Genomic DNA, 24,324 nt, shown 5'->3' on the forward strand with positions numbered 1-24,324 from the left:
TTTAATTCAGTTACATGCTTTTGCATAAAGTTCATTAAATGCTTTAATCTGAGATCGAACTTCATCGACCAGAAATTTATCATCAGTTGCGTAAGCTATCGGTCGTCGTGAATACTTGAAGCCCAGAACCAAATGATATGGTTCGGCAGCAATAAAACGAGCACCTATTTTTCGGCCTAGTTGAGTCTCACCAGAGAGAATACCGCAAACATAGAGATGCCCTTCAGAATGATGTAATGACATTTCCGTAAAAGAAACTGGCTTGGTTGTATCTAAGTCGCTGTCACAGAAACCAATCATCATTTTCCTTGTTTGCTTATCTTCAAAATTTTTTGCAAGCTGCTCTTTGAACACATTGCAACTATCAGGATTTCCTGCCCCGCGCTTAAAGAATTCAATCACTGCTGGTTTTACAGCTTCAAAATTGTATTGTTCTTGAGCATGACTGCACTGGGCCACAGTTAAGAGTATAAACAGGAGTAAATTCTTTGTTTTCATGGACGCCATTCCCTAAAAATATCTCTTAACATATCGGCAGATTTTGGATTTACCCAACTTATTTTATCCAAATGTTCGAACCCCGCTCCGCGGAGAAAGAAAACCTGGACCGCTAACTCCTGACGGTCTTCCCCGGGCGTTCGAGAGATAAGGGGTTCGCCCGGGTTGAAATTCGGACCTAACTCGCCACCTTTCCATGAGAGCAGAAGCCTCGCGAACAGACCCTATGAAAAGGAGCGCGGAGAGGAATTTGCTCAATGCTTGCTCGGCCACAAAAATTTAACAATGACCAAAAAATACCTGGACGTACGCGGTGCAGATTATGTTATGGTTTAGACAGGATATGGAATATTCGAGTAATTCTCGGGGCATTTCGTGTAAAGACCGAAAAACTCTTGAGAAACAAACAGATAAAAAGAGACCGAATACGATTCCTGTATTCGGTCCAGGGAAATGGCTCTTGGGAGAGAGCCGTGCGCTAAAAGTTGGCATTAATGCAGGCTAAGTCGCCTTGCCTTTTAAGAATAGATGACGACGCCAGGTTTTCCAGTCCACAGCTAAAGCGGTCGGAAAAAAAGCGCCAGAGCATCATAAAATGTGAAAAACCGCAGTGCTTTCGCAAGCATCTGCGGTTTTTTATTGGAAACCTGAACGTTAGCAGAGCTTGTCGGCGCGCTCGATAAACGGGGCCAGGCTCATTTTCTGTCCCGGATTCGCCGGGTCATCGATCTGAATGATGCTAATCGGCTGGCCGCTGCTCTTGCCGCTGGCCACCTGCTGCTCGGCGGTTTCATTTAACGGGTATTGCACCAGCGTGCTCGGGTTAATCGCGTACAGCGCATGGCCCGGACGGCAGGTCAGCATCACCTCTTCACGGTTGAAGGCCCATTTGTCCTTACCCACTTCAAAACGGCTGACGGTGATAACCTGCGGTGCGGCAAACGCGCTCCCCGTGCAGGCCAGCAATATGAGAGAAAGTACTGTCTTTTTCATATGATATTTAACCTTGTCAGAAGGGTTCCCAGGTGGCGAACAGACTGACCGTTGCCAGTACCAGCGCCCCCAGCACCACTTCTGCCTGTGTCATCCTGATAAAAATCTGTTGTGCTCGCCCGGTCTCCGGACGAAACCGTGGCACCAGAAAATACCGATTTGCCAGCGCAATTACCACCATCAACGCCACCAGCGCACATTTGAACAACAAAAACTGCACGTAGTCAGCCTGCCAGGGAATATGGACGCCCAGTATCATGAGCGCATTGATCGCTCCGCTGAGCAGCACGCCCGCGACCGCATAATGGCCCACGCGCGAGAAGCGCATCATGGTATAGATGGCGGCATTCTGCCAGCGCCCTTTCGCCAGACGCATGCAGAGCAGCAGGGGCAGTAATCCGCCAAGCCAGGTAGCAGCACAGATCAGGTGAAAAGCGTGATTAAGGCGCTGCAACGCCCCCATCGGACCGTCGTTCATCGCCGCGTGCCCTACCCCCGCCAGCAGGATAAGCTGCCCCATGGCGAGCAGCAGCAGCCGCGAACCTTTCAGCGGCGCGAGCCATGCTGCAGCGACCGTCATCGCAGCGAGAATCATTTGCCACAGCCAGACGCCGCCAAACTGTGTCCTCATTACGCCGGACCAGACCTGTGGGGCAAATACATCGCCCCAGCCGTTACCCATCTGCCCGCCCTGAAGCATAAACATCAGGAGTGCAGCCGCCAGGCTCACAAAAGCCGCCACTTTCTGCTGCAGCTGGAAACGTCGGGACATCAGCCGCTGGAGAGAGGAAGGCGCAAACCAGACGCTGTAAAGCGCGTTGCCAAAAATCAGCATCAGCGCCCCGAAATGGATAAAGCGCAACCCGATATAACACAGCGCCAGCATGCTATTTCACGCTAAAGTGATAGCTACCTTTGGTTTTATGACCGTCTACAGAGACGACATGCCAGTCTACCTGGTACGTCCCTGGCGTCAGCGTTTGGTCCAGCGGAACGGTGAGCTGCGCCTTGTTCTTTTCGTCGCGCGTGGCGGTTCCCGTTTTGATGACCTGCTTTTGCGCATCCGTCACCACCACACCGCTAAATCCCGGTTCGATGCCTTCTGAAAAATTCAGCGTCAGTGCCTGCGGAGCGCTCACCACGCTGTCCGCTGCCGGGATCGGCTGCTTAAGGTGCGCATGCGCCAGCACGGAGGGGGTCATCATTGTAGAGGCCAGAAAAACCAGTGCGCATACCGCGCGGGAAGCGGAGAAACCCATCGCAATCATTCCTTTTTGTTATGTCTGTATGCTAAAGAATAACGCTGTATAATAAACGAGTCGAGGATCATCCTGCCTCCGCTTGTCATCGTCGTGCAATCGCGGTAACGTTGCCGCCGCATAAAAAGGAGAAGGTAATGAAGATCAATCTGGCCACCCTTCCACAGGACGAGATGGATAAAGTGAATGTCGATCTCGCTGCCGCTGGCGTCGCGTTTAAAGAGCGTTACAACATGCCTGTCGTGGCTGAAGTCGTTGAACGGGAACAGCCCGCCCATCTGCGCGACTGGTTTCGCGAAAGACTCATCGCCCACCGTCTCGCCTCGGTCAACCTCTCCCGTTTACCGTACGAACCTAAAGTTAAATAAGCTTAACGAGCCGTTACACTTCCTTACGCTGAATCTGGCAGGATAAGAAAACCCTGATAAATTTAGGTGTATTCTTAAATCCCTGCGACTCAGTGTATAAGGAAGTCACGATGTCACATTGGAATATAGCGGCGGCCCAGTATAGCGGGCAGCATCAGAGTGTCGATGACCATATCACGCACCACCTGCGCTTCATCGCCGAAGCAGCACGGCAGGGGTGCGATCTGCTGGTGTTTCCTGAACTGTCATTAACAGGCTCGGGAACGACTGCGTTACCTCTCCCACCCGGCGACGCCCAGCTGGAACCGCTGCTCGACGCGGCGCATCGTTACCGGATAACCGTGATTGCCGGGCTCCCCGTGGAGCGGGATGGTCAGCGCCAGAAAGGTCTCGCGCTCTTCACCCCAGCTCGTCAACGCATCCTTCGCTACCCGCAAGGTGGCGGAGCCAGCCTGGTGCCGGGAGAGAAACAGCTCAGCATTATTGATGCGCATGCCGATTCCCCCAATCTCGATCCCAGAGCGTCGCTGTTTACCAGCTGTCAGTCAGTGGAGGATAACCGCTGGCGGCAGTCCATCAGTACCCTGCAGCGCTTCGCGCATAAATATGCCATAGCGGTGCTGATGGCGAACGCCTGCGGCGGTAGCGCGCTGTGGGATGAAAAAGGCCAGCTGATCGTTCGCGCGGATAAGGGCGAGCTGCTGTTGACCGGCACGCTCGGCGGAGAGGGTTGGCAAGGCGATATCATTCCTTTAGGCTAGGCGTTTTAAGCTCAGGAGTGTTCAATGCTGCGCGTCATCGATACCGAAACTTGCGATCTTCAGGGCGGAATTGTGGAAGTGGCCTCTGTCGACGTGGTTGATGGTAAAATCGTCAACCCAATGAGCCATCTGGTGCGTCCTGACCGCCCCATCAGCCCTCAGGCGATGGCTATCCATCGCATTACCGAATCGATGGTGGCGGACAAGCCGTGGATCGAGGAGATCATTCCCCACTATTACGGTAGCCCGTGGTACGTCGCGCATAACGCCAGTTTTGACCGCCGGGTGCTCCCTGAGATGCCGGGGGAATGGATTTGTACCATGAAGCTGGCGCGTCGCCTCTGGCCAGGCATTAAATACAGCAACATGGCGCTGTACAAGTCCCGCAAGCTCAGCGTCCGCACGCCTGAGGGGCTTCATCATCACCGCGCCCTGTACGACTGCTATATCACCGCCGCGCTACTCATCGATATTATGAACACCTCAGGCTGGACGCCGGATGATATGGCGACCATCACCGGCCGTCCCGCACTGCTGACCACGTTTACCTTTGGTAAATACCGGGGCAGAGCGGTGTCGGATATTGCGGATAAAGACCCGGGCTATTTGCGCTGGCTGTATAACAACCTTGACAAAATGAGCCCGGAACTGCGCCTGACGCTAAAGCACTATCTGGGAGAAGCTTAACGCTCTGCACGGCCTGGCAGCGTCTCCTGCGCCAGGCCAATCAGGAAGGCGTATTCCAGCGCCACCCCTTCATACGATTTAAATCGTCCCGATTTCCCGCCGTGTCCGGAATCCATGTCGGTACACAGCAGCAGCAGGTTGTCGTCGGTTTTCAGCTCCCGCAGTTTCGCCACCCATTTTGCCGGCTCCCAGTACTGCACCTGAGAGTCATGCAGACCGGTGGTGACCAGCATGTGGGGATAGGCTTTCGCCTCGACGTTATCGTAAGGGCTGTACGTTTTCATATAGCGGTAGTAAATCTCATCCTGCGGATTCCCCCACTCTTCAAACTCCCCGGTCGTCAGCGGAATGGATTCATCGAGCATGGTCGTCACCACATCGACAAACGGCACCTGCGCGACAATCCCCTTAAAGCGTTCGGGACGCTGGTTGATAACCGCCCCCATCAGCATACCGCCCGCGCTGCCGCCCATGCCAAAGCAGAGTTTCGGATCGCCATAGCCCTGATCAATCAGCGCATCGCAGACGTCGAGGTAATCATTGAAGGTGTTTTTCTTTTTCAGGAATTTCCCGTCCTCATACCAGTGCTGCCCCAGCTCACCGCCGCCGCGAATATGGGCGATGGCGAAAACAAAGCCGCGGTCGAGCAGGCTTAAACGGCTGCTGCTGAAATCAGCATCCATGCTGGAGCCGTAGGAGCCGTAGCCGTACACCAGGATCGGGTTTTTGCCTTTCTGGAAATGGGCTTTGTGATAGACGAGCGAGACGGGGACCTCGACGCCATCCCGGGCGGTGACCCACAGGTGCTCGCTGCGGTAGTTTTCGGACTCAAACCCTTTAACCTCGGTCTGCTTTATCACCTGACGCTGCCCGGTATCCATGTCCAGCTCAAACAGGGTGTCCGGTGTGGTCATGGATGAATAGCCGTAGCGCAGCCGCGATGATTCGGGTTCGGGATTGAACCCAATCCACGTCACATAGGCCGGGTCGTCGAACGCGATCCCCACCACTTCCCGCGTTTTGCGGTTGATTTGCCGGATGCTGGTCAGCCCGCGCTGGCGCTCCTCCACCACCAGCCAGTCGGTGAACAGGGTAAACCCTTCCAGCATCACCTGATCCCGCGCGGGGATAAGCACCTCCCACTTGCGCTCATCGCGTACTTTGGTTTTATAGAGGCCAAAGTTTTTACCCTCGCGATTCGAGCGCAGATAAAAGCTGTGCTGGAAGTGATCCAGGCTGTACTCATGATCCTTTCGGCGCGGCAGAAAACAGAGCGGCTGGGCGTCCGGCAGTTCGGCATCCAGCAGCAGGACTTCCGACGTCGTGGCGCTGGCCAGGAAGATAATCACATAATGGCGCGAAGAGGTTTTATGCAGGCTGACATAAAACGTTTCGTCTTTCTCTTCATAGACCAGCTCGTCGTCTGCGGAGTCCGTTCCGATGGTATGCCGCCATACCTGATAGGGCAGCAGCGTAGAGGCGTGCTTTTTGACGTAGTACACCGTCTCGGAATCATTCGCCCAGACAAAATCCGGGGAGACGTTTTCCAGCATTTCCGGATACCAGTTGCCGGTGTCCAGATTGCGAAAACGCAGGCCGTACTGGCGACGGGAGAGATAATCCTCCGCCAGCGCCATCACCGCATTATCCGGCGAAATGGACATGCCGCCCAGAGTATAAAACTCGCTGTGGGCCGCGCGCTGGTTGGCATCCAGCAGAATATCCCACGCATCCCATTCGGCGCTCAGGACCGACTGACGCTGGTAGATGGGATACTCGTTGCCGGGCTCATAAATATGGCGATAGCGATAGCCATTTTTGGTCCAGGGCGCGGAGATATCGCGCTGAGGAATACGCTGCACCATTTCATTCAGCAGCTGGTCCTGAAGCGTCTGCTGGCTGGACATGACCTTGCGGCCATAGTCGTTTTCCTCGTGCAGGTAGTCGAGCACCTCTGGCCGGGAGCGCGAATCGTCCCGTAGCCAGTAATAGTTGTCTATACGCGTATCGCCATGCGTGGTGATCGCATAAGGTATACGTCGGGCTTTCGGTGGCATGTCGTCATTCTTTTTCGTTTTACACCCTATAAGGTTGGCAAAACCCACGCATGATGCAAGCGAAACAGGGTCGCAACGGCGAGAACTATCCCTGTAACGCCTGTTTTTGTTCCCGAATATCCCGCTCAATGCCTTCGCGCACGTCTTGTGGGATCTTTAACGCATCGCCCAGGGCGTTAAGGTAGCTCCGCTCCATAAAGTGATCGATATCGATGGCGGCACAGCTGAGGAAATAGAGTTCAAGCGCCTCTTCCTCATTTTTCACGCTTTGCGCCAGACGCTGCGGATCCAGGGGCTGTTCGATGGCCTGCGCCACCAGCGCTCTGCCCTTCTCTTCGACGCCGGCTTCGCGAAGCTGCTGTTCGATCGCCAGCCGTTCCTTATCGTCGATATGTCCGTCACTTTTCGCGGCAAAAACCAGCGCAAGAATGAGCCTTTCGGTACGCAGATCCAGCGGCGAGGTGTGCTCGCCGTAGTGCGGTTCATCGCTGTGCGCGGTCCGGACCCTGTCCTTGTATTTATTCCACAGGACGGTGCCCGCAATGGCGCCCCCACCGGCCAGCAGCGCGCCTGTCCCGTACTTTGCCAGCAGCTTGCGCGAGGATTTATTCGCGACCAGCAGGCCTGCCAGCCCGCCGAGCGCCCCGGGCACCAGCAGTTTGCTGAGATCCCGCTCGCCGGAAGACGACGTTTTCTGCCCTAACAGTGATTGCAATTGATTTAGCCAGCCAGACATGGTTTCCCTCACTTAACGGTGAACATGTTCCACAGCGTAAGCGAGCAGGCGTCAGGAAATGTCTGGGCGGGCTAAAGAAGCGCAAATTTCTTCTCCCCTCACCTGGCCGTGCACAAGACAGACGCAAACGTTTTCGTTTATACTGCCCGCAACTTTTTCAGGGGGATTGTTATGATTCGTTTAGGAACCGCGCTGCGACCTGCGGCGACGCGAGTGATGCTGTTGGGATCGGGCGAGCTGGGAAAAGAGGTCGCCATTGAGTGCCAGCGTTTAGGCGTGGAAGTCATTGCCGTAGACCGCTACGCCGATGCACCCGCCATGCACGTCGCCCATCGTTCTTATGTGATTAACATGCTGGACGGCGATGCCCTTCGTGAGCTGATTTCACGCGAGAAGCCTGATTTCGTTGTACCGGAAATTGAAGCCATCGCCACCGACACGCTGATTGCGCTTGAGCAGGAAGGCCAGCGCGTGGTGCCCTGCGCGAAAGCCGCAAAGCTGACCATGAACCGCGAAGGCATTCGTCGTCTGGCGGCAGAAGAGCTCGGGTTGCCCACGTCGAGCTATCGTTTTGCTGGCGATAAAGCCGCATTCCTGCAAGCCGTTGAGGAGATTGGTTACCCGTGCATCGTTAAGCCGGTGATGAGCTCCTCCGGTAAAGGACAGAGCTTTATCCGCGACAGCAGCACGCTGGACAAGGCGTGGGAGTATGCCCAGCAGGGTGGCCGCGCAGGCGCCGGTCGCGTGATCGTTGAAGGGGTGGTGAAGTTTGATTTCGAGATCACCCTGCTGACCGTCAGCGCCGTTGACGGCGTCCATTTCTGCGACCCGATTGGCCACCGCCAGGAAGATGGCGATTACCGCGAATCCTGGCAGCCGCAGCAGATGAGCGCCCTGGCGCTGGAGCGTGCGCAGGCGATCGCCCGTAAAACCGTCCTGGCGCTGGGCGGCTATGGCCTGTTTGGCGTGGAGCTGTTTGTGTGCGGTGATGAGGTGATTTTCAGCGAGGTCTCCCCGCGCCCGCATGACACCGGCATGGTCACGCTGATTTCGCAGGATCTCTCCGAGTTCGCCCTGCACGTGCGCGCCTTCCTCGGCCTGCCCGTCGGCGGTATCCGTCAGTACGGCCCGGCCGCCTCGGCGGTGATCCTGCCGCAGTTAACCAGCCAGAACGTTACGTTTGATAACGTCGACGCGGCGGTGGGTGCCGGGTTGCAGGTCCGTTTGTTCGGCAAGCCGGAGATCGACGGAACCCGTCGTCTTGGCGTGGCGTTAGCCACCGGAGATAACGTTGATGACGCCGTGGCGAGAGCGAAAGCGGCCGCAGCAAGCGTTAAGGTAACGGGATAAAAAAACGGGCCGAAAGGCCCGTTTTTCATGCGGCGAATGACTTACTGCTTCGCGCCTTCTACCGCTTCGCGAGCCAGTTTGGTGATGCGATCCCAGTCGCCCGCTTCCAGCGCATCCGCCGGAACCAGCCATGAGCCACCGATGCACAGCACGCTTTTCAGCGCCAGGTAGTCACGGTAGTTGGCAGGAGAGATACCGCCCGTCGGGCAGAAGCGTACCTGAGAGAATGGACCGGCAATCGCCTGCAGCGCTTTGGTGCCGCCGTTCGCTTCCGCCGGGAAGAATTTGAACTCTTTCAGACCGTAGTCCATGCCCAGCATCAGTTCAGAGACGGTGCTGATGCCCGGGATCAGCGGAATAGTGCCTTCGGTCGCGGCTTTCAGCAGCGACTCGGTCAGGCCCGGGCTGATGGCAAACTGTGCGCCCGCTTCGGTCACTTCAGCCAGCTGTTTTGCGTTCGTTACGGTACCCGCACCGATAATGGCGTCCGGCACTTCTTTGGCAATCGCGCGAATGGCATCCATCGCGCAGGCGGTACGCAGGGTCACTTCCAGAACGCGAACGCCGCCCGCAACCAGCGCTTTCGCCATCGGTACAGCGTGCTCCAGCTTGTTTACCACGATAACCGGCACGACAGGGCCAGTGGTCAGGATTGCTTCTGCACTTGTTTTCCAGTTTTTCATCAGAGTCTTCTCTCGCCAGATCGTTAAAATCAAGTCGTCTTAAAACGTAATACAGGTTGCGCCCTGCTCAGCACCGGAGAGGTTCTCACGCAGTGCGCCAAACATTTCGCGTCCTGTTCCCACGCGCGACGCGCTCAGGTCAGGAATATGGGGCTGACGTGCCGCCAGCTCGGCGTCATCCACCAGCAGGGTTAACTCGCCTGTCTGACCGTTAACGCGGATCATGTCACCGTCACGCACTTTCGCCAGCAGGCCACCGTCGTACGCTTCCGGCGTCACGTGGATAGCTGATGGCACTTTACCTGAGGCGCCAGAGAGGCGTCCATCGGTCACCAGTGCAATTTTGAAACGGCGGTCCAATAATACACCAAGTGGTGGCATAAGTTTATGTAATTCTGGCATCCCGTTGGCTTTAGGCCCCTGATAACGCACCACTACCACGCAGTCTTTGTCGAGCAGACCGGCGTCAAAGGCAGGTAATACGTCGTGCTGGCTTTCAAATACCACCGCTGGCGCTTCGATAATCTGGTTCTCTTCCGGTACGGCAGAGGTCTTCATTACCGCGCGACCGAGGTTACCGCTCAGCACCTTTGTGCCACCGTGAGGAGAGAAAGGTTTGTCGATGGTGGCGATAACCTGCGCATCAAGAGATGCGGTCGCCCCTTCGCGCCAGTCCAGCTCGCCGTTGTTCAGCCATGGCTCCTGGGTGTAGCGCTGCAGGCCAAAGCCCGCTACGGTGTTAACATCTTCATGCAGCAGACCGCCCTTCAGCAGCTCGCGCATGAGCAGCGGTACGCCGCCTGCGGCCTGGAAGTGGTTGATGTCCGCCGGACCGTTTGGATACAGGCGCGCCATCAACGGCACCACGGAAGAGATCTCGGAGAAGTCATCCCAGTTAATCAGAATGCCCGCCGCACGCGCCATGGCCACCAGGTGCATGGTGTGGTTGGTCGAACCGCCGGTGGCCAGCAGCGCAACAATTCCGTTGACGATAACTTTTTCGTCGACCATTTTGCCCATCGGCATCCATTCGTTGCCGTTTCCGGTCAGACGCGTGACCTGACGGGCCGCGGCCTCGGTCAGCGCCTTGCGCAGCGGTGCGTCCGGCTGGATAAACGACGAGCCCGGCAGTTGCATCCCCATAAACTCCACCACCATCTGGTTCGTGTTCGCGGTACCGTAGAACGTACAGGTGCCCGGCGCGTGGTAGGATGCAGCTTCCGCTTCCAGCAGCGCCTGACGATCTGCTTTTCCTTCCGCGTACAGCTGGCGAATGCGCACTTTTTCTTTGTTCGGCAGGCCGCTTGCCATTGGGCCCGACGGCACGAAGATCGCAGGCAGATGACCAAACGACAGCGCGGCCATCACCAGGCCCGGAACAATCTTGTCGCATACGCCGAGATAGAGCGCGCCATCAAACATGTTGTGTGACAGGCCCACCGCCGCGGACATGGCAATGACTTCACGGCTCAGCAGGGAGAGCTCCATACCGTCCTGACCCTGCGTCACGCCGTCGCACATGGCGGGTACCCCACCCGCCACCTGGCCGACCGCACTCACGCTGTGCAGCGCTTTACGGATGATGTCCGGGTAGACCTCATAGGGCTGGTGCGCGGAAAGCATATCGTTATAGGCAGTAATGATGGCGATATTGTTACGCAACATGCTTTTCAGCGACGCTTTATCGTCAGGCTGGCAGGCGGCGAAGCCGTGCGCCAGGTTACCGCAGGCCAGCTGGGAACGGTGAACGGTGTTGCTCTTCGCCTGTTCAATCCGGGCGAGGTAGGCCGAACGGGTCTCTTTCGAGCGCTCAATAATGCGCTGTGTTACGCGTAACAATGTCGGATTCATAAAAGCTCCTCTCATTTATCTGTCCGGGCTCGGGAGTTTACAAAGTCGCTGGCAGTTGTTAACAACGCTGAAACGCTTGCTGTCCGGAGCTCAGGGGCAAAATCACTTCCGGCAGTGTAATAAAAAAAGCTCCGCGGGTGAATCCACGCGGAGCTTAAAAGTTGAAAATTGTGCCACGAGCTGTGTTAGATCATGTTACCGGTAAAATAACACTTTCGGGCTAGCGGATTATCTTACTCAAACTCGTTCCAGGAGCGGCCATCACGGGTGATCATTGCCACCGACGCGACAGGTCCCCATGTGCCCGCCTGATACGGTTTTGGCGCATCCTGATCGGCAGCCCAGGCTTCGGTGATGGAGTCGACCCATTTCCACGCCTCTTCCACCTCATCGCGACGCACGAACAGCGCCTGGATACCGCGCATGGTTTCCAGCAGCAGACGCTCGTACGCATCGGCCAGGTGCGTCTGGTTAAAGGTTTCGGAGTAGCTCAGATCCAGCTTGGTGGTCTGCAGGTTGTGTTTGTGATCCAGGCCCGGCACTTTGTTGAGGATCTGGATGTCCACGCCCTCGTCCGGCTGCAGACGAATGGTCAGTTTGTTCTGCGGCAGCTCCTGCCAGGACTCTTTGAACAGGTTCAGTTCCGGGTTCTTAAAGTAGACAACCACTTCGGAACATTTCGCAGGCAGACGCTTACCGGTGCGCAGGTAGAACGGAACCCCCGCCCAGCGCCAGTCGTCGATGTCCACGCGGATGGCCACGAACGTCTCGGTGTTGCTGGACTTGTTCGCGCCCTCTTCTTCCAGGTAGCCAGGCACTTTTTTACCTTGCGCAAACCCGGCGGTGTACTGGCCGCGAACGGTCTTCTCGCGCACGTTGGAGCGGTCGATGCGGCGCAGCGACTTCAGCACTTTCACTTTGGCGTCACGGATGCTGTCCGCCGTCAGATCGGACGGAGGAGACATGGCAATCATGCACAAAATCTGCAGCAGGTGGTTCTGGATCATGTCGCGCATCTGACCGGCCTGGTCAAAGTAACCCCAGCGGCCTTCAATCCCCACCTCTTCCGCCACGGTGATTTCCACGTGGTCGATGGTGCGGTTGTCCCAGTTGTTCACAAACAGGGAGTTAGCAAAACGCAGCGCCAGCAGGTTCAGCACCGTCTCTTTACCGAGATAGTGGTCAATACGGTAGACCTGGCACTCTTCAAAGAACTCGCCCACCTGGTCGTTGATTTCACGCGAGGTTGCCAGGGACGTACCCAACGGCTTCTCCATCACGACGCGCGCCGGTTTGGCGTTCAGTTTGGCTTCGCCCAGGCCTTTGCAGATGGCGCCGAAGGTGCTTGGCGGCATGGCGAAATAGTTAATGGTGACACGGTTTTTCTGATCCAGCATCGCGCCCAAGCGAGCGAATGCGCTGACGTCATTCACGTCAAGGTTGCAGAAATCGAGACGACCGCTCAGGGTATCCCACAAACTTTCATCAATTTTTTCCTTCATGAAAGTTTCGAGCGCCTCGCGGACGACTTTGGTATAAGCGTCCTTGTCCCAGTCGGCGCGCCCAACACCCAGGATACGCGTATCCGGATGAATTTGGCCCGCTTTCTCCAGTTGATACAGGGAAGGCAGCAATTTTCGGCGTGCAAGATCGCCTTTCGCGCCGAAAATGACCAGGTCACATGCCTGGGCTGTTTGCGTTACCGCCATGTCATTCTCCTCAGTTGGATCACCTGGTACTTCTGCCAGGTATCGTTGTAATTTTATTACAATGCACTGTACTGCTTTTACGTCATTCCCGAAACCATTAGCGCTTATCGTCGCGTGCGATACCGCGATTTTTCACCCTTCGGGTGATTTCGACGGCTTAATGACGCAACAACCGTCGTTTCTTTGCGCAACAGGGTCATAGCAAAACCCGACATCGATCAAGTAATGAAAAAAAACAACAACATTATCTCGTCGATTGTTACCCTTAATGGAAGCCACAGGGGTAATATCGGCTAAATCGAATCACGATTTCATCAATTAATGAAATCGTTTACACCCATGAGCGTCCTGTTAACATGAACATGCTGGAAAAAATCCAGTTTCAACTGGAACACCTTAGCAAATCCGAGCGAAAAGTGGCCGAGGTCATTCTCGCCTCTCCCGCTCAGGCGATTCATTCAAGCATCGCCGCTCTGGCACAGGAAGCGGGTGTTAGCGAACCCACGGTCAATCGCTTCTGCCGCAGCCTGGAAACGCGCGGCTTTCCTGATTTTAAACTGCATCTGGCACAAAGTCTGGCTAACGGCACCCCTTATGTTAATCGTAATGTGGATGAAGACGACAGCGTTGATGCCTACACCGCGAAAATTTTTGAGTCGGCCATGGCTTCGCTTGACCACGTCCGTCAGTCTCTGGACATGAGTTCCGTGAATCGCGCAGTGGATTTACTCACCCAGGCCAAGCGAATTGCCTTCTTTGGGCTCGGGTCGTCGGCGGCCGTCGCGCATGACGCCATGAACAAATTTTTCCGCTTTAACGTCCCGGTGATTTATTCCGATGACATTGTCCTGCAACGCATGAGCTGTATGAATTGCAGTGAAGATGACGTCGTGGTACTGATTTCGCATACTGGCCGCACTAAGAGTCAGGTAGAACTGGCGCAGCTGGCCCGTGAAAACGATGCCATGGTGATTGCGCTGACCACGGCGGGCACACCGCTGGCCCGTGAGGCGACGCTGGCGATCACTCTCGACGTGCCGGAAGACACCGACATTTATATGCCAATGGTCTCCCGACTGGCCCAGCTCACCGTGATTGACGTGCTGGCAACCGGTTTTACCTTACGCCGTGGGGCAAAATTCCGGGATAACTTGAAGCGGGTCAAGGAAGCGCTGAAGGAATCGCGTTTTGATAAAGAATTGCTTATAAAGAGCGATGTTCGATAGTTGATAACGAAGACGTCACGAATAATGACGAAGTAACGATTTACGGCATTCGGTCCCCTCTCCACTGCCTTGCAGCAGATGAAGGCCGATTCAATGTTCACGCAACACCAAAGTTGTTTCAGTCAACGGAGTATTACATGTCCAGAAGGCTTCGCAGAACCAAGATCGTAACCACCTTAGGCCCGGCCACCGATCGCGATAATAATCTCGAGAAAATTATCGCCGCTGGCGCCAACGTGGTGCGTATGAACTTCTCTCACGGTACGCCAGAAGACCATAAATTACGTGCCGATAAAGTGCGTGAAATCGCAGCTAAACTGGGCCGTCACGTTGCGATCCTCGGCGATTTGCAGGGTCCAAAAATTCGTGTCTCCACCTTTAAAGAGGGGAAAGTTTTCCTCAATATCGGCGACAAATTCCTGCTGGATGCCAACCTGGGCAAAGGCGAAGGCGATAAAGAAAAAGTCGGTATCGACTATAAAGGCCTCCCGGCTGACGTCGTACCTGGCGATATCCTGCTGCTTGATGACGGCCGCGTACAGCTGAAAGTGCTGGAAGTTCAAGGCATGAAAGTGTTCACCGAAGTTACCGTCGGCGGCCCGCTCTCCAACAATAAAGGCATCAACAAGCTGGGCGGCGGCCTCTCTGCGGAAGCGCTTACTGATAAAGATAAAGCGGATATTGTGACTGCTGCGCTGATCGGTGTTGACTACCTGGCTGTCTCCTTCCCGCGCTGCGGCGAAGATCTGAACTATGCGCGTCGTCTGGCGCGTGATGCAGGCTGCGATGCCAAAATCGTCGCCAAAGTTGAGCGTGCGGAAGCCGTTTGCGATCAGGATGCTATGGACGACGTGATCCTTGCCTCTGACGTGGTGATGGTTGCACGTGGCGACCTGGGTGTGGAAATCGGCGACCCTGAGCTGGTGGGTATTCAGAAAGCCCTGATTCGTCGCGCACGTCAGCTGAACCGCGCGGTGATTACCGCCACTCAGATGATGGAATCGATGATCACCAACCCGATGCCAACCCGTGCAGAAGTGATGGACGTGGCCAACGCCGTGCTGGACGGTACCGATGCGGTAATGCTCTCTGCGGAAACCGCTGCGGGCCAGTATCCGGCAGAAACCGTGGCCGCCATGGCACGTGTTTGCCTGGGTGCTGAAAAGATCCCAAGCATCAACGTCTCTAAACACCGTCTGGACGTGCAGTTCGACAATGTTGAAGAAGCGATTGCGATGTCTGCAATGTATGCGGCAAACCATCTGAAGGGCGTTACCGCGATCATCACTATGACCGAATCTGGCCGCACCGCGCTAATGACCTCTCGTATCAGCTCGGGTCTGCCGATCTTCGCCATGTCCCGTCACGAACGTACGCTGAACCTGACGGCGCTGTACCGCGGCGTGACGCCGGTACATTTCGACAGCACCAATGACGGCGTGGCCGCGGCGCACGATGCCGTAAACCTGCTGCGCGACAAAGGCTATCTGGTCTCTGGTGATATCGTCATTGTGACCCAGGGCGATGTGATGAGCACCATCGGCTCAACCAACACCACGCGCGTTATGACCGTCGAGTAATAACGACTCTGTTAAAAAGCCCTCTCCAGATGGAGAGGGCTTTTTTTATTTCGTTGGATAAAGCTCTTTGCGTTTATACGGCTCTTTTTCACCCGGCTTACGCGTTTTAAGCAGCTTCAGGATCCACGTGTATTGCTCGGCATGCGGCCCTACCAGGATCTCCACCTCTTCGTTCATCCGACGGGCAATGGTGTGGTCGTCAGCGGTCAGCAGATCGTCCATCGGCGGACGAACCTCAATGCTCAGGCGATGCGTTTTACCGTCGTAGACCGGGAATAGCGGGATCACGCGGGCACGACACACTTTCATCAGGCGGCCAATCGCAGGGAGCGTCGCTTTATAGGTCGCAAAGAAATCGACAAACTCGCTGTGCTCGGGACCGTGGTCCTGATCCGGCAGATAGTAGCCCCAGTACCCCTGGCGTACCGACTGAATGAACGGCTTAATGCCATCGTTGCGCGCATGCAGGCGTCCGCCAAAACGACGACGCACCGTATTCCAGACAAAATCGAAGATTTTATTGCCCTGGTTATGGAACATTGCCGCCATCTTCTGGCCCTGAGAGGCCATCAGCATCGCCGGAATATCAACGCCCCAGCCGTGTGGGACAAGGAAAATGACTTTCTCGTCATTGCGACGCATCTCCTCAATGATATCCAGCCCTTTCCAGTCTACGCGATCGACAATTTTCTCCGGCCCTTTCAGCGCCAGCTCCGCCATCATCGCCATGGCCTGCGGTGCGGTGGTATACATCTCATCAATGATTGCCTCGCGCTCGGCGTCGCTCTTTTCAGGAAAACAGTAATAGAGATTGATCTGCGCGCGACGGCGGGCACTCTTGCCTAAGCGCCCGGCAAGACGGCCAATTTTACCCAGGACAGGATCGCGGACGGAAGCCGGCAGCAACGCTATCCCCGCAAAGGCGTAAACACCGAGCCAGGCGCCCCAGTTGCGCGGATGGCGGAAGGATTTTTCAAACTCAGGAATGTATTCAATATTGTTTTTTTGGGTTTCCATGCTGGATCCAGGGTCTGATGACGCAAAATTAATTCAGATAGTGTAGCGAGGCAGTCGTCCGCGCACAAAAGAAAAAGCCGGCGTCAGGGTGCACCGGCTTTTTTAACGAAAACAGAGGGCTTAGTCTAAGCTCAGCTGCGGCAACACCTCTTTCACCTGCGCCAGGTAATCCGTACGATCTTTACCCGTCAGGCCTTCGGTGCGCGGCAGTTTCGCCGTCAGCGGGTTCACAGCCTGCTGGTTGATCCACACTTCGTAGTGCAGGTGCGGGCCGGTAGAGCGACCGGTATTACCGGATATCGCAATGCGGTCACCACGCTTCACCTTCTGTCCTGGTTTAACCAGCAGCTTACGCAGGTGCATATAGCGGGTCGTATACGTGCGACCATGACGTACCGCAACATAATATCCGGCTGCGCCGCTACGTTTGGCCACCACCACTTCGCCATCCCCAACCGCGAGTACCGGTGTACCCTGCGGCATAGCAAAGTCAACGCCACGGTGCGGTGCGACGCGTCCGGTGACCGGGTTCAGACGACGCGGGTTAAAGTTGGAGGAGACGCGGAACTGTTTCGCCGTCGGGAAGCGCAGGAAGCCCTTTGCAAGGCCCGTACCGGTGCGGTCGTAGAACTTGCCGTCTTCGGCACGGATCGCGTAGTAATCTTTGCCTTCGGAGCGCAGACGCACGCCCAGCAGCTGGCTTTGCTCGCGCTTGCCGTCCAGCATTTCGCGGGACATCAGGACGGAAAACTCATCGCCTTTTTTCAGCTTGCGGAAATCCATCTGCCACTGCATGGCTTTGATCACCGAACTGATTTCAGCGCTGGTCAACCCTGCGTCGCGCGCGCTGGAGACAAAGCTTGCGCCCACGGTGCCTTTGAGAACACTGTTGACCCAGTCGCCCTTCTGCATTTCGCTGGTCATTTTGAAACCGGTTGCCGTGCGATCGTAGGTGCGGGTTTCACGGCGGGACATTTCCCAGGTCAGACGCTGGAGATCGCCATCGGCCGTTAACGTCCAGGAGAGCTGTTGCCCAATTTTCAGGTTGCGAAGATCTTTATCTGCCGCCGCCAGCTGGCTGATATTGCCCATGTCGATGCCGTACTGGTTCAGCACGCTGCTCAGCGTGTCCCCGGTAGAAACTACATATTCGTGGATACCCGCTTCGTTCTCGGTTTTATCGTCCAGTTCATCCTGTGGAATGGCTTCATCTTCCTGAGCCGACTGGTCGATAGGCTCACTGGCTTCAGGCAGCAAAGAGCGGATTTCGCTCTTTTCAAGCTCGATGGTTTTGATGATAGGGGCAGAACTCGGGTGGTAAACATAGGGCCGCCAGACGGCGACCGCTAAGGTGAGTACTGTAAGCGACCCCAGCATGACGCGGTGGGGTCGAGGCAGATTGTTAAATGCCAGGGCGACAGAGCGGGCTATCTGTTGCACGTATTCACTTCCTCGTTAATCTCCTTTCAGGCAGCTCGCATACTGGTTCGCCAGTTGGCTGAGGAACTGCGAATAGCTCGCTTTGCTCAACTGGATATTCGTTCCTAGCGGGTCAAGGGTCCCCATGCGCACGGATGTCCCCCTGGCCACGGCTTCTACGACCGCTGGCCTGAACTGTGGCTCAGCAAAAACGCATGTCGCTTTTTGCTCAACCAGCTGTGTTCTGATTTCATGTAAACGCTGCGCACCAGGTTGAATTTCAGGGTTGACGGTAAAGTGCCCCAGCGGGGTCAAACCGTAGTGTTTTTCGTAATAGCCGTAGGCGTCATGAAAAACGAAATACCCTTTTCCTTTCAACGGTGCGAGCTCATTACCTACCTGCTTATCGGTTGCGGCTAATTGTGCCTCAAAATCTTTCAGGTTGGCGTCTAGTTTGGCTCGACTTTGCGGCATAAGTTCCACTAATTTGTCATGGATTGCAACCGCTGAAAGCCGCGCTATCTCTGGGGATAACCAAAGATGCATGTTGTACTCGCCGTGATGGTGATCTCCATCACCTTTTTCACCGTCGGCAGCATGATGGTCATGTTCATCGCCGTCGTCATCCGTCCCTTTCATGAGTAACGGTTTCACGCCTGGGAGGGCGGCAATCGCGACCTGTTTTTCGCCCGCCACCTGTTTTGCTGACTTCTGCATAAACGCTTCCATTTCCGGACCAATCCAGACAACTAAGTCCGCGTTTTGTAAGCGTTTTACGTCTGAAGGGCGCAGGGAGTAGTCATGCTCGGATGCACCATCCGGGAGCAGAACCTGAGTTTCTGTTACCCCGTCAGCAATGGCTGACGCGATAAACCCGAGTGGTTTAAGCGAAGCGACAACCGCAGCGTTAACATCTTGTGCGGTTGTGCCCCAAAGGGCAGCGGATAATGCTGCGAAAAGAAGCGTATTTTTATGTAACATAATGCGACTAATCATCGTAGTGAATGCGTGGAATGTGATATTATAACATTCGTTGACTTCTTCAAGCTTAAAATGACATGACGACATTGGTTTCTCTTGAAAATATTTCGGTCTCATTTGGCCAGCGCCGCGTCCTCTCTGACGTGTCGCTCGATCTGAAGCCCGGCAAAATTCTGACGCTGCTCGGCCCCAATGGCGCAGGCAAATCCACCCTGGTTCGCGTGGTGCTGGGTCTGGTCGCACCTGATGAAGGCGTGATCAAGCGTGAGGAAAAATTGCGTATCGGCTATGTGCCGCAAAAGCTTCACCTTGACGCCACCCTGCCGCTGACGGTGAGCCGTTTCCTGCGCCTGCGCCCCGGCACGCGTAAAGCCGATATTCTCCCGGCGCTGAAGCGCGTGCAGGCAGGCCATCTTGTCGATGCGCCGCTGCAAAAACTGTCCGGCGGTGAAACGCAGCGCATATTACTTGCCCGTGCGTTGCTCAGCAGCCCGCAGCTGCTGGTGCTGGATGAGCCGACTCAGGGGGTCGACGTCAACGGCCAGGTAGCGCTGTACGATCTTATTGACCAGCTGCGTCAGGAACTGAATTGTGCGGTACTGATGGTATCCCACGACCTGCATCTGGTGATGGCAAAGACTGACGAAGTGCTGTGTCTTAACCACCACATCTGCTGCTCCGGCACGCCAGAAGTCGTCTCCATGCACCCGGAATTTATCTCCATGTTCGGCCCTCGCGGCGCTGAACAGCTCGGCATCTATCGCCATCATCATAATCACCGCCATGATTTGCAGGGACGAATCGTTCTGCGTCGGGGAAATGGACACTCATGATTGAACTGTTACTGCCCGGCTGGCTGGCCGGGATTATGCTTGCCTGCGCCGCGGGTCCACTCGGCTCGTTTGTGGTGTGGCGCAGAATGTCTTACTTCGGCGATACCCTGGCGCACGCGTCCCTGCTGGGCGTGGCTTTTGGCCTGCTGCTGAACGTCAACCCGTTCTATGCGGTGATTGTGGTCACGCTGCTGCTGGCGGCCGGTCTGGTCTGGCTGGAAAAACGCCCTCACCTCGCCATCGATACCCTGCTTGGCATCATGGCGCACAGCGCCCTGTCGCTGGGCCTGGTGGTGGTCAGCCTGATGTCGAATATCCGCGTGGATCTGATGGCTTACCTGTTCGGTGACCTGCTGGCCGTCACGCCTGACGATCTCATCGCTATCGCCATTGGCGTTGTGGTGGTGCTCGGGATTCTGCTCTGGCAGTGGCGTAACCTGCTGGCGATGACCGTCAGCCCCGATCTGGCGTTCGTCGATGGCGTGAATCTGCAGCGCGTTAAGCTGCTGCTGATGCTTGTAACGGCGTTAACCATTGGCGTGGCGATGAAGTTTGTCGGCGCGCTGATTATTACGTCGCTGCTGATCATCCCTGCGGCTACGGCGCGTCGTTTTGCCCGTACGCCGGAGCAGATGGCCGGTGTGGCCGTGATTGTCGGAATGATTGCGGTAACGGGTGGACTCACCTTCTCGGCGTTCTATGACACGCCTGCCGGGCCGTCCGTGGTGCTGAGTGCGGCGGTGCTGTTTATCTTCAGTATGATGAAGAAGACCGCGCAGTAGTGGACATGTCCCCGGTGGCGCTTCGCTTACCGGGGCGACAAATTATCGCTGCTTACGGCATTGCCGGTGGCGTAATGCCGAAATGATTCCACGCCCGCACCGTCGCCATACGTCCACGCGGTGTGCGCTGCAGGAAGCCCTGCTGAATCAGATACGGTTCAAGCACATCCTCAATGGTTTCACGCTCTTCCCCGATTGCCGCCGCCAGGTTATCCAGCCCGACCGGGCCACCAAAGAACTTGTCCAGCACCGCCAGCAGCAGCTTGCGGTCCATGTAGTCAAAACCTTCGGCATCGACGTTCAGCATATCCAGCGCCTGCGCGGCGATCTCTGCGGAGATCGAACCGTTGTGCTTCACCTCAGCAAAGTCACGCACGCGGCGCAGCAGGCGGTTGGCGATACGCGGCGTACCGCGGGAACGTTTCGCCACTTCAAACGCCCCCTCTTCGCTCATCTCCAGCCCCATATAGCGGGCGCTGCGGCCAACGATGTGCTGGAGGTCGGCCACCTGGTAAAACTCCAGACGCTGCACGATACCGAAGCGGTCGCGCAGTGGAGAGGTCAACGACCCGGCTCGCGTTGTTGCGCCAATCAGGGTAAACGGCGGCAGATCGATTTTGATGGAGCGTGCCGCCGGACCTTCACCAATCATGATATCCAGCTGATAATCTTCCATCGCCGGATAGAGCACCTCTTCCACCACCGGTGACAGGCGGTGGATCTCATCGATAAACAGCACGTCATGCGGTTCGAGGTTGGTCAGCATGGCCGCCAAATCGCCCGCCTTCTCCAGCACCGGGCCTGAGGTGGTGCGCAGGTTAACGCCCATTTCATTAGCGACGATATTCGCCAGCGTGGTTTTGCCTAAACCCGGCGGGCCAAAAATCAGCAGGTGATCGAGCGCATCGCCGCGCAGCTTTGCCGCCTGGATAAAAATCTCCATCTGGGAACGAACCTGCGGCTGGCCAATGTACTCATCAAGCAGTTTTGGGCGAATCGCGCGATCCACCACATCCTCTGCCTGAACAGTGCCTGCCGAAACCAGGCGGTCTGCTTCAATCATCCTTTACCTCACAATGCAGCGCGCAGCGCTTCACGAATCAGGGTTTCACTGCTGGCGTCCGGTTTGGCAATTTTACTTACCATGCGGCTGGCCTCCTGAGGTTTATAGCCCAGTGCCACCAGCGCGGCAACCGCTTCCTGCTCCGCGTCATCATCCGCCGCAGGCGCACCTGGCGAGGTCAGTACCAGATCGGCCGCCGGCGTGAAGAGATCGCCATGCAGGCCTTTAAAGCGGTCTTTCATCTCGACAATCAGGCGTTCTGCCGTTTTCTTACCGATGCCAGGAAGCTTAATCAGAGCCGCAGGATCTTCACGCTCAACGGCATTCACAAACTGTGGTGCAGACATGCCGGATAAGATCGCCAGCGCCAGCTTCGGCCCGACGCCGTTGGTTTTAATCAGCTCGCGGAACAGGGTGCGTTCCTGTTTGTTGTTGAAGCCGTACAGCAACTGAGCATCTTCACGCACCACAAACTGGGTAAAGACAATCGCCTCTTTGCCCGCGTCCGGCAGCTCGTAGAAGCAGGTCATCGGCATATGGACTTCATAGCCCACGCCACCCACTTCCAGCAGCACTAACGGGGGTTGTTTTTCAATGATGATGCCTCTGAGTCTGCCTATCACGTGACGCTCCTGCGTTCTGGAAGAAATTAACTGCCGACATAATAAAAAAAGGCTGGATAAACATCCAGCCTGATTTGTCATTATCGTAACCTGCCTCGCGCCAGATTGAGCCGCGATTCGCTCATTTGCATCGCGTTCTGGCTGACGTGACAGTGGGTAATCGCAATCGCCAGCGCATCGGCGGCGTCGGCCTGCGGGTTCGCAGGGAGCTTGAGCAGGGTCCGCACCATGTGCTGCACCTGACTTTTCTCCGCGCTACCGATGCCCACCACCGTTTGCTTAACCTGCCTTGCCGCGTATTCGAATACCGGCAAATCCTGGTTCACCGCAGCCACGATGGCCACCCCGCGCGCCTGACCGAGCTTTAGCGCCGAATCGGCATTTTTCGCCATAAAGACCTGCTCGATGGCGAAATAGTCCGGCTGAAACTGGGTGATGATCTCCGACACGCCCGCATAGATGAGCTTCAGGCGCGACGGCAGATCGTCCACTTTGGTGCGAATACAGCCGCTGCCCAGGTAGGTTAACTGGCGTCCCACCTGACGGATAACGCCATAACCGGTGACGCGTGAGCCTGGGTCAATCCCGAGAATAATCGACATCACGCGTCTCCTGTAACGGGTTTACACGCTCTCATCAGAGAGTCGCTGCAACCTCATCAGAGATTTCACCGTTGTGATACACTTCCTGCACGTCGTCGCAGTCTTCGAGCATGTCGATCAGACGCAGCAGTTTTGGTGCCGTTTCTGCATCCATATCCGCTTTGGTGGACGGGATCATGGAGACTTCAGCGTTGTCCGCTTTCAGGCCCGCCGCTTCCAGCGCATCGCGCACGGCACCCATCTCTTCCCAGGCGGTATAAACGTCGATAGCGCCGTCGTCGAAGGTCACTACGTCTTCCGCACCGGCTTCCAGCGCCGCTTCCATGATCGCATCTTCGTCGCCTTTCTCGAAGGAGATGACGCCTTTTTTGCTGAACAGGTAAGCAACAGAACCGTCAGTGCCCAGGTTGCCACCGGTTTTGGTGAACGCGTGGCGCACTTCCGCAACGGTACGGTTACGGTTGTCGGACAGGCACTCAACCATCACCGCCGTACCGCCAGGACCGTAACCTTCATAAATGATGGTTTCCATGTTCGCGTCTTCATCACCGCCCACGCCACGTGCGATAGCACGGTTCAGGGTGTCACGCGTCATGTTGTTAGACAGCGCTTTATCCACCGCCGCGCGCAGACGTGGGTTAGAGGCCGGATCGCCGCCGCCAAGACGCGCTGCGGTTACCAGCTCGCGAATGATTTTGGTAAAGATCTTACCGCGCTTGGCATCCTGTGCCGCTTTGCGGTGTTTGGTGTTGGCCCACTTACTATGACCTGCCATAAAAATATCCTCAAAGAGCGCGCCTTTTCAGGCAGCGTTAATTACAAATTCTTCAATCGCCTGCCGGTTGCTCCACGACTTGGTCAGTGCGGCGGCATCCGCCGCATTCACCCAGCGGTAGGTCAGGTGTTCGGTAAACACGATCTCCCGTTCATGGGGGAGCGCGAGACAGAACCACGATTCCGTATTGCGCTCGGTACCCGGCGCGTAGCGATGACGTAAATGGCTAAAAATTTCGAACTCCACCGTGCGCTGACAGTCCTTCAGGGTCAGTTGCTCGCGGGCAACGTCAATGGCGACCTCTTCCTTTACTTCACGCGCGGCGGCCTGCGGCGCGGTTTCCCCCTCTTCCAGACTGCCGGTAACCGACTGCCAGAATTCAGGGTCATCGCGCCGCTGCAACATCAGCACCCGCTTCGTGTCTTCTGCATAAATGACCACCAGGACCGAAACGGGGAGCTTATATGTCAT

Annotated in this window: 25 protein-coding genes; 8 read left to right on the forward strand and 17 right to left on the reverse strand. The window is 56.1% G+C overall.

Translation table 11 applies throughout. The features are described 5' to 3' along the window. Positions 1-6 precede the first annotated feature (6 nt). The 4 genes from N6P30_RS06790 to yobA all read right to left on the reverse strand — a co-directional run bounded on the left by N6P30_RS06790 (position 7) and on the right by yobA (position 2,750). A complete protein-coding gene (locus N6P30_RS06790; protein WP_023293949.1) occupies positions 7-498 on the reverse strand; it encodes a hypothetical protein in 492 nt (163 codons plus the stop codon). Between the two features lie 654 nt (positions 499-1,152). Then, the gene (locus N6P30_RS06795; RefSeq protein ID WP_008500468.1) at positions 1,153-1,491 is read right to left on the reverse strand and encodes a YebY family protein; all 339 of its coding nucleotides are present in this window, start codon (positions 1,489-1,491) and stop codon (positions 1,153-1,155) included. Positions 1,492-1,507: 16 nt separating this feature from the next. Continuing rightward, on the reverse strand, positions 1,508-2,377 hold the full coding sequence (copD, locus tag N6P30_RS06800) for a copper homeostasis membrane protein CopD (protein WP_023293950.1): 870 nt from the start codon (positions 2,375-2,377) through the stop codon (positions 1,508-1,510). 1 nt (position 2,378) lies between these two features. After that, a complete protein-coding gene (gene yobA, locus N6P30_RS06805) occupies positions 2,379-2,750 on the reverse strand; it encodes a CopC domain-containing protein YobA (protein ID WP_008500466.1) in 372 nt (123 codons plus the stop codon). Positions 2,751-2,887: 137 nt separating this feature from the next. Between yobA and N6P30_RS06810 the strand changes: the two genes are divergently transcribed. From N6P30_RS06810 to exoX, 3 genes are all read left to right on the forward strand, one after another. Continuing rightward, positions 2,888-3,118, forward strand: a complete 231-nt coding sequence (locus N6P30_RS06810; RefSeq protein ID WP_023293951.1) for a DNA polymerase III subunit theta — start codon at positions 2,888-2,890, stop codon at positions 3,116-3,118. A 110-nt stretch (positions 3,119-3,228) separates the two neighbouring features. After that, positions 3,229-3,879 (forward strand): carbon-nitrogen hydrolase family protein, encoded by a 651-nt coding sequence (locus tag N6P30_RS06815; RefSeq protein WP_023293952.1) that lies wholly within the window; start codon positions 3,229-3,231, stop codon positions 3,877-3,879. Positions 3,880-3,903: 24 nt separating this feature from the next. Beyond that, entirely contained in the window at positions 3,904-4,566 is a 663-nt protein-coding gene (gene exoX, locus N6P30_RS06820; protein WP_008500463.1) for an exodeoxyribonuclease X, read from the forward strand. On the opposite strand, the gene ptrB is transcribed toward exoX, so the two are convergent. Together ptrB and N6P30_RS06830 are read right to left on the reverse strand one after the other, a co-directional pair. Beyond that, positions 4,563-6,623, reverse strand: a complete 2,061-nt coding sequence (ptrB, locus tag N6P30_RS06825; RefSeq protein WP_023293953.1) for an oligopeptidase B — start codon at positions 6,621-6,623, stop codon at positions 4,563-4,565. The two genes, exoX and ptrB, sit on opposite strands and share 4 nt — an antisense overlap. Before the next feature lie 85 nt (positions 6,624-6,708). Next, on the reverse strand, positions 6,709-7,359 hold the full coding sequence (locus tag N6P30_RS06830) for a tellurite resistance TerB family protein (RefSeq protein ID WP_021240435.1): 651 nt from the start codon (positions 7,357-7,359) through the stop codon (positions 6,709-6,711). A 171-nt stretch (positions 7,360-7,530) separates the two neighbouring features. Between N6P30_RS06830 and purT the strand changes: the two genes are divergently transcribed. Next, a complete protein-coding gene (purT, locus tag N6P30_RS06835) occupies positions 7,531-8,709 on the forward strand; it encodes a formate-dependent phosphoribosylglycinamide formyltransferase (RefSeq protein ID WP_021240436.1) in 1,179 nt (392 codons plus the stop codon). A gap of 41 nt (positions 8,710-8,750) precedes the next feature. Here the strand turns inward: purT and kdgA are convergent, their stop codons facing one another. The 3 genes from kdgA to zwf all read right to left on the reverse strand — a co-directional run bounded on the left by kdgA (position 8,751) and on the right by zwf (position 12,952). Beyond that, positions 8,751-9,392 carry a bifunctional 4-hydroxy-2-oxoglutarate aldolase/2-dehydro-3-deoxy-phosphogluconate aldolase gene (kdgA, locus tag N6P30_RS06840; protein WP_008500459.1) on the reverse strand — a complete coding sequence of 214 codons (642 nt, stop codon included), beginning with the start codon at positions 9,390-9,392 and terminating at the stop codon, positions 8,751-8,753. A 39-nt stretch (positions 9,393-9,431) separates the two neighbouring features. Next, the gene (edd, locus tag N6P30_RS06845; protein WP_023293954.1) at positions 9,432-11,243 is read right to left on the reverse strand and encodes a phosphogluconate dehydratase; all 1,812 of its coding nucleotides are present in this window, start codon (positions 11,241-11,243) and stop codon (positions 9,432-9,434) included. A 233-nt stretch (positions 11,244-11,476) separates the two neighbouring features. Continuing rightward, positions 11,477-12,952, reverse strand: coding sequence for a glucose-6-phosphate dehydrogenase (gene zwf, locus N6P30_RS06850; protein ID WP_008500457.1), 1,476 nt, complete (start codon positions 12,950-12,952; stop codon positions 11,477-11,479). 356 nt (positions 12,953-13,308) lie between these two features. Between zwf and N6P30_RS06855 the strand changes: the two genes are divergently transcribed. Beyond that, complete coding sequence (locus tag N6P30_RS06855; RefSeq protein ID WP_008500456.1) at positions 13,309-14,178, forward strand: MurR/RpiR family transcriptional regulator; 870 nt, start codon at positions 13,309-13,311, stop codon at positions 14,176-14,178. 137 nt (positions 14,179-14,315) lie between these two features. Then, positions 14,316-15,758, forward strand: coding sequence for a pyruvate kinase (gene pyk / locus N6P30_RS06860; protein WP_008500455.1), 1,443 nt, complete (start codon positions 14,316-14,318; stop codon positions 15,756-15,758). 45 nt (positions 15,759-15,803) lie between these two features. Here pyk and lpxM read toward each other — a convergent pair whose 3' ends face one another. The 3 genes from lpxM to znuA form a co-directional block, all read right to left on the reverse strand. Further along, on the reverse strand, positions 15,804-16,775 hold the full coding sequence (gene lpxM / locus N6P30_RS06865; protein WP_008500454.1) for a lauroyl-Kdo(2)-lipid IV(A) myristoyltransferase: 972 nt from the start codon (positions 16,773-16,775) through the stop codon (positions 15,804-15,806). A 120-nt stretch (positions 16,776-16,895) separates the two neighbouring features. Further along, positions 16,896-18,215 carry a murein DD-endopeptidase MepM gene (gene mepM / locus N6P30_RS06870; protein ID WP_008500453.1) on the reverse strand — a complete coding sequence of 440 codons (1,320 nt, stop codon included), beginning with the start codon at positions 18,213-18,215 and terminating at the stop codon, positions 16,896-16,898. Positions 18,216-18,230: 15 nt separating this feature from the next. After that, on the reverse strand, positions 18,231-19,175 hold the full coding sequence (znuA, locus tag N6P30_RS06875; RefSeq protein ID WP_025910050.1) for a zinc ABC transporter substrate-binding protein ZnuA: 945 nt from the start codon (positions 19,173-19,175) through the stop codon (positions 18,231-18,233). Positions 19,176-19,252: 77 nt separating this feature from the next. Here znuA and znuC point away from each other — a divergent pair, with 77 nt between their 5' ends. Beyond that, a complete protein-coding gene (znuC, locus tag N6P30_RS06880; RefSeq protein ID WP_023293956.1) occupies positions 19,253-20,008 on the forward strand; it encodes a zinc ABC transporter ATP-binding protein ZnuC in 756 nt (251 codons plus the stop codon). Further along, complete coding sequence (znuB, locus tag N6P30_RS06885) at positions 20,005-20,790, forward strand: zinc ABC transporter permease subunit ZnuB (protein WP_023293957.1); 786 nt, start codon at positions 20,005-20,007, stop codon at positions 20,788-20,790. Before znuC ends, znuB begins: the two co-directional genes overlap by 4 nt. A gap of 52 nt (positions 20,791-20,842) precedes the next feature. Here the strand turns inward: znuB and ruvB are convergent, their stop codons facing one another. The 5 genes from ruvB to nudB all read right to left on the reverse strand — a co-directional run bounded on the left by ruvB (position 20,843) and on the right by nudB (position 24,324). Further along, positions 20,843-21,853, reverse strand: a complete 1,011-nt coding sequence (ruvB, locus tag N6P30_RS06890; protein ID WP_008500449.1) for a Holliday junction branch migration DNA helicase RuvB — start codon at positions 21,851-21,853, stop codon at positions 20,843-20,845. 8 nt (positions 21,854-21,861) lie between these two features. Further along, positions 21,862-22,476 carry a Holliday junction branch migration protein RuvA gene (gene ruvA, locus N6P30_RS06895; RefSeq protein ID WP_008500448.1) on the reverse strand — a complete coding sequence of 205 codons (615 nt, stop codon included), beginning with the start codon at positions 22,474-22,476 and terminating at the stop codon, positions 21,862-21,864. An 80-nt stretch (positions 22,477-22,556) separates the two neighbouring features. Further along, positions 22,557-23,078 carry a crossover junction endodeoxyribonuclease RuvC gene (ruvC, locus tag N6P30_RS06900; protein ID WP_003859749.1) on the reverse strand — a complete coding sequence of 174 codons (522 nt, stop codon included), beginning with the start codon at positions 23,076-23,078 and terminating at the stop codon, positions 22,557-22,559. 34 nt (positions 23,079-23,112) lie between these two features. Beyond that, entirely contained in the window at positions 23,113-23,853 is a 741-nt protein-coding gene (locus N6P30_RS06905) for a YebC/PmpR family DNA-binding transcriptional regulator (protein WP_008500447.1), read from the reverse strand. A gap of 27 nt (positions 23,854-23,880) precedes the next feature. Further along, on the reverse strand, positions 23,881-24,324 hold the full coding sequence (nudB, locus tag N6P30_RS06910; RefSeq protein WP_008500446.1) for a dihydroneopterin triphosphate diphosphatase: 444 nt from the start codon (positions 24,322-24,324) through the stop codon (positions 23,881-23,883).

It is taken from the genome of Enterobacter sp. PL1 (genome assembly GCF_945957325.1).
Taxonomy (GTDB): domain Bacteria; phylum Pseudomonadota; class Gammaproteobacteria; order Enterobacterales; family Enterobacteriaceae; genus Enterobacter; species Enterobacter roggenkampii.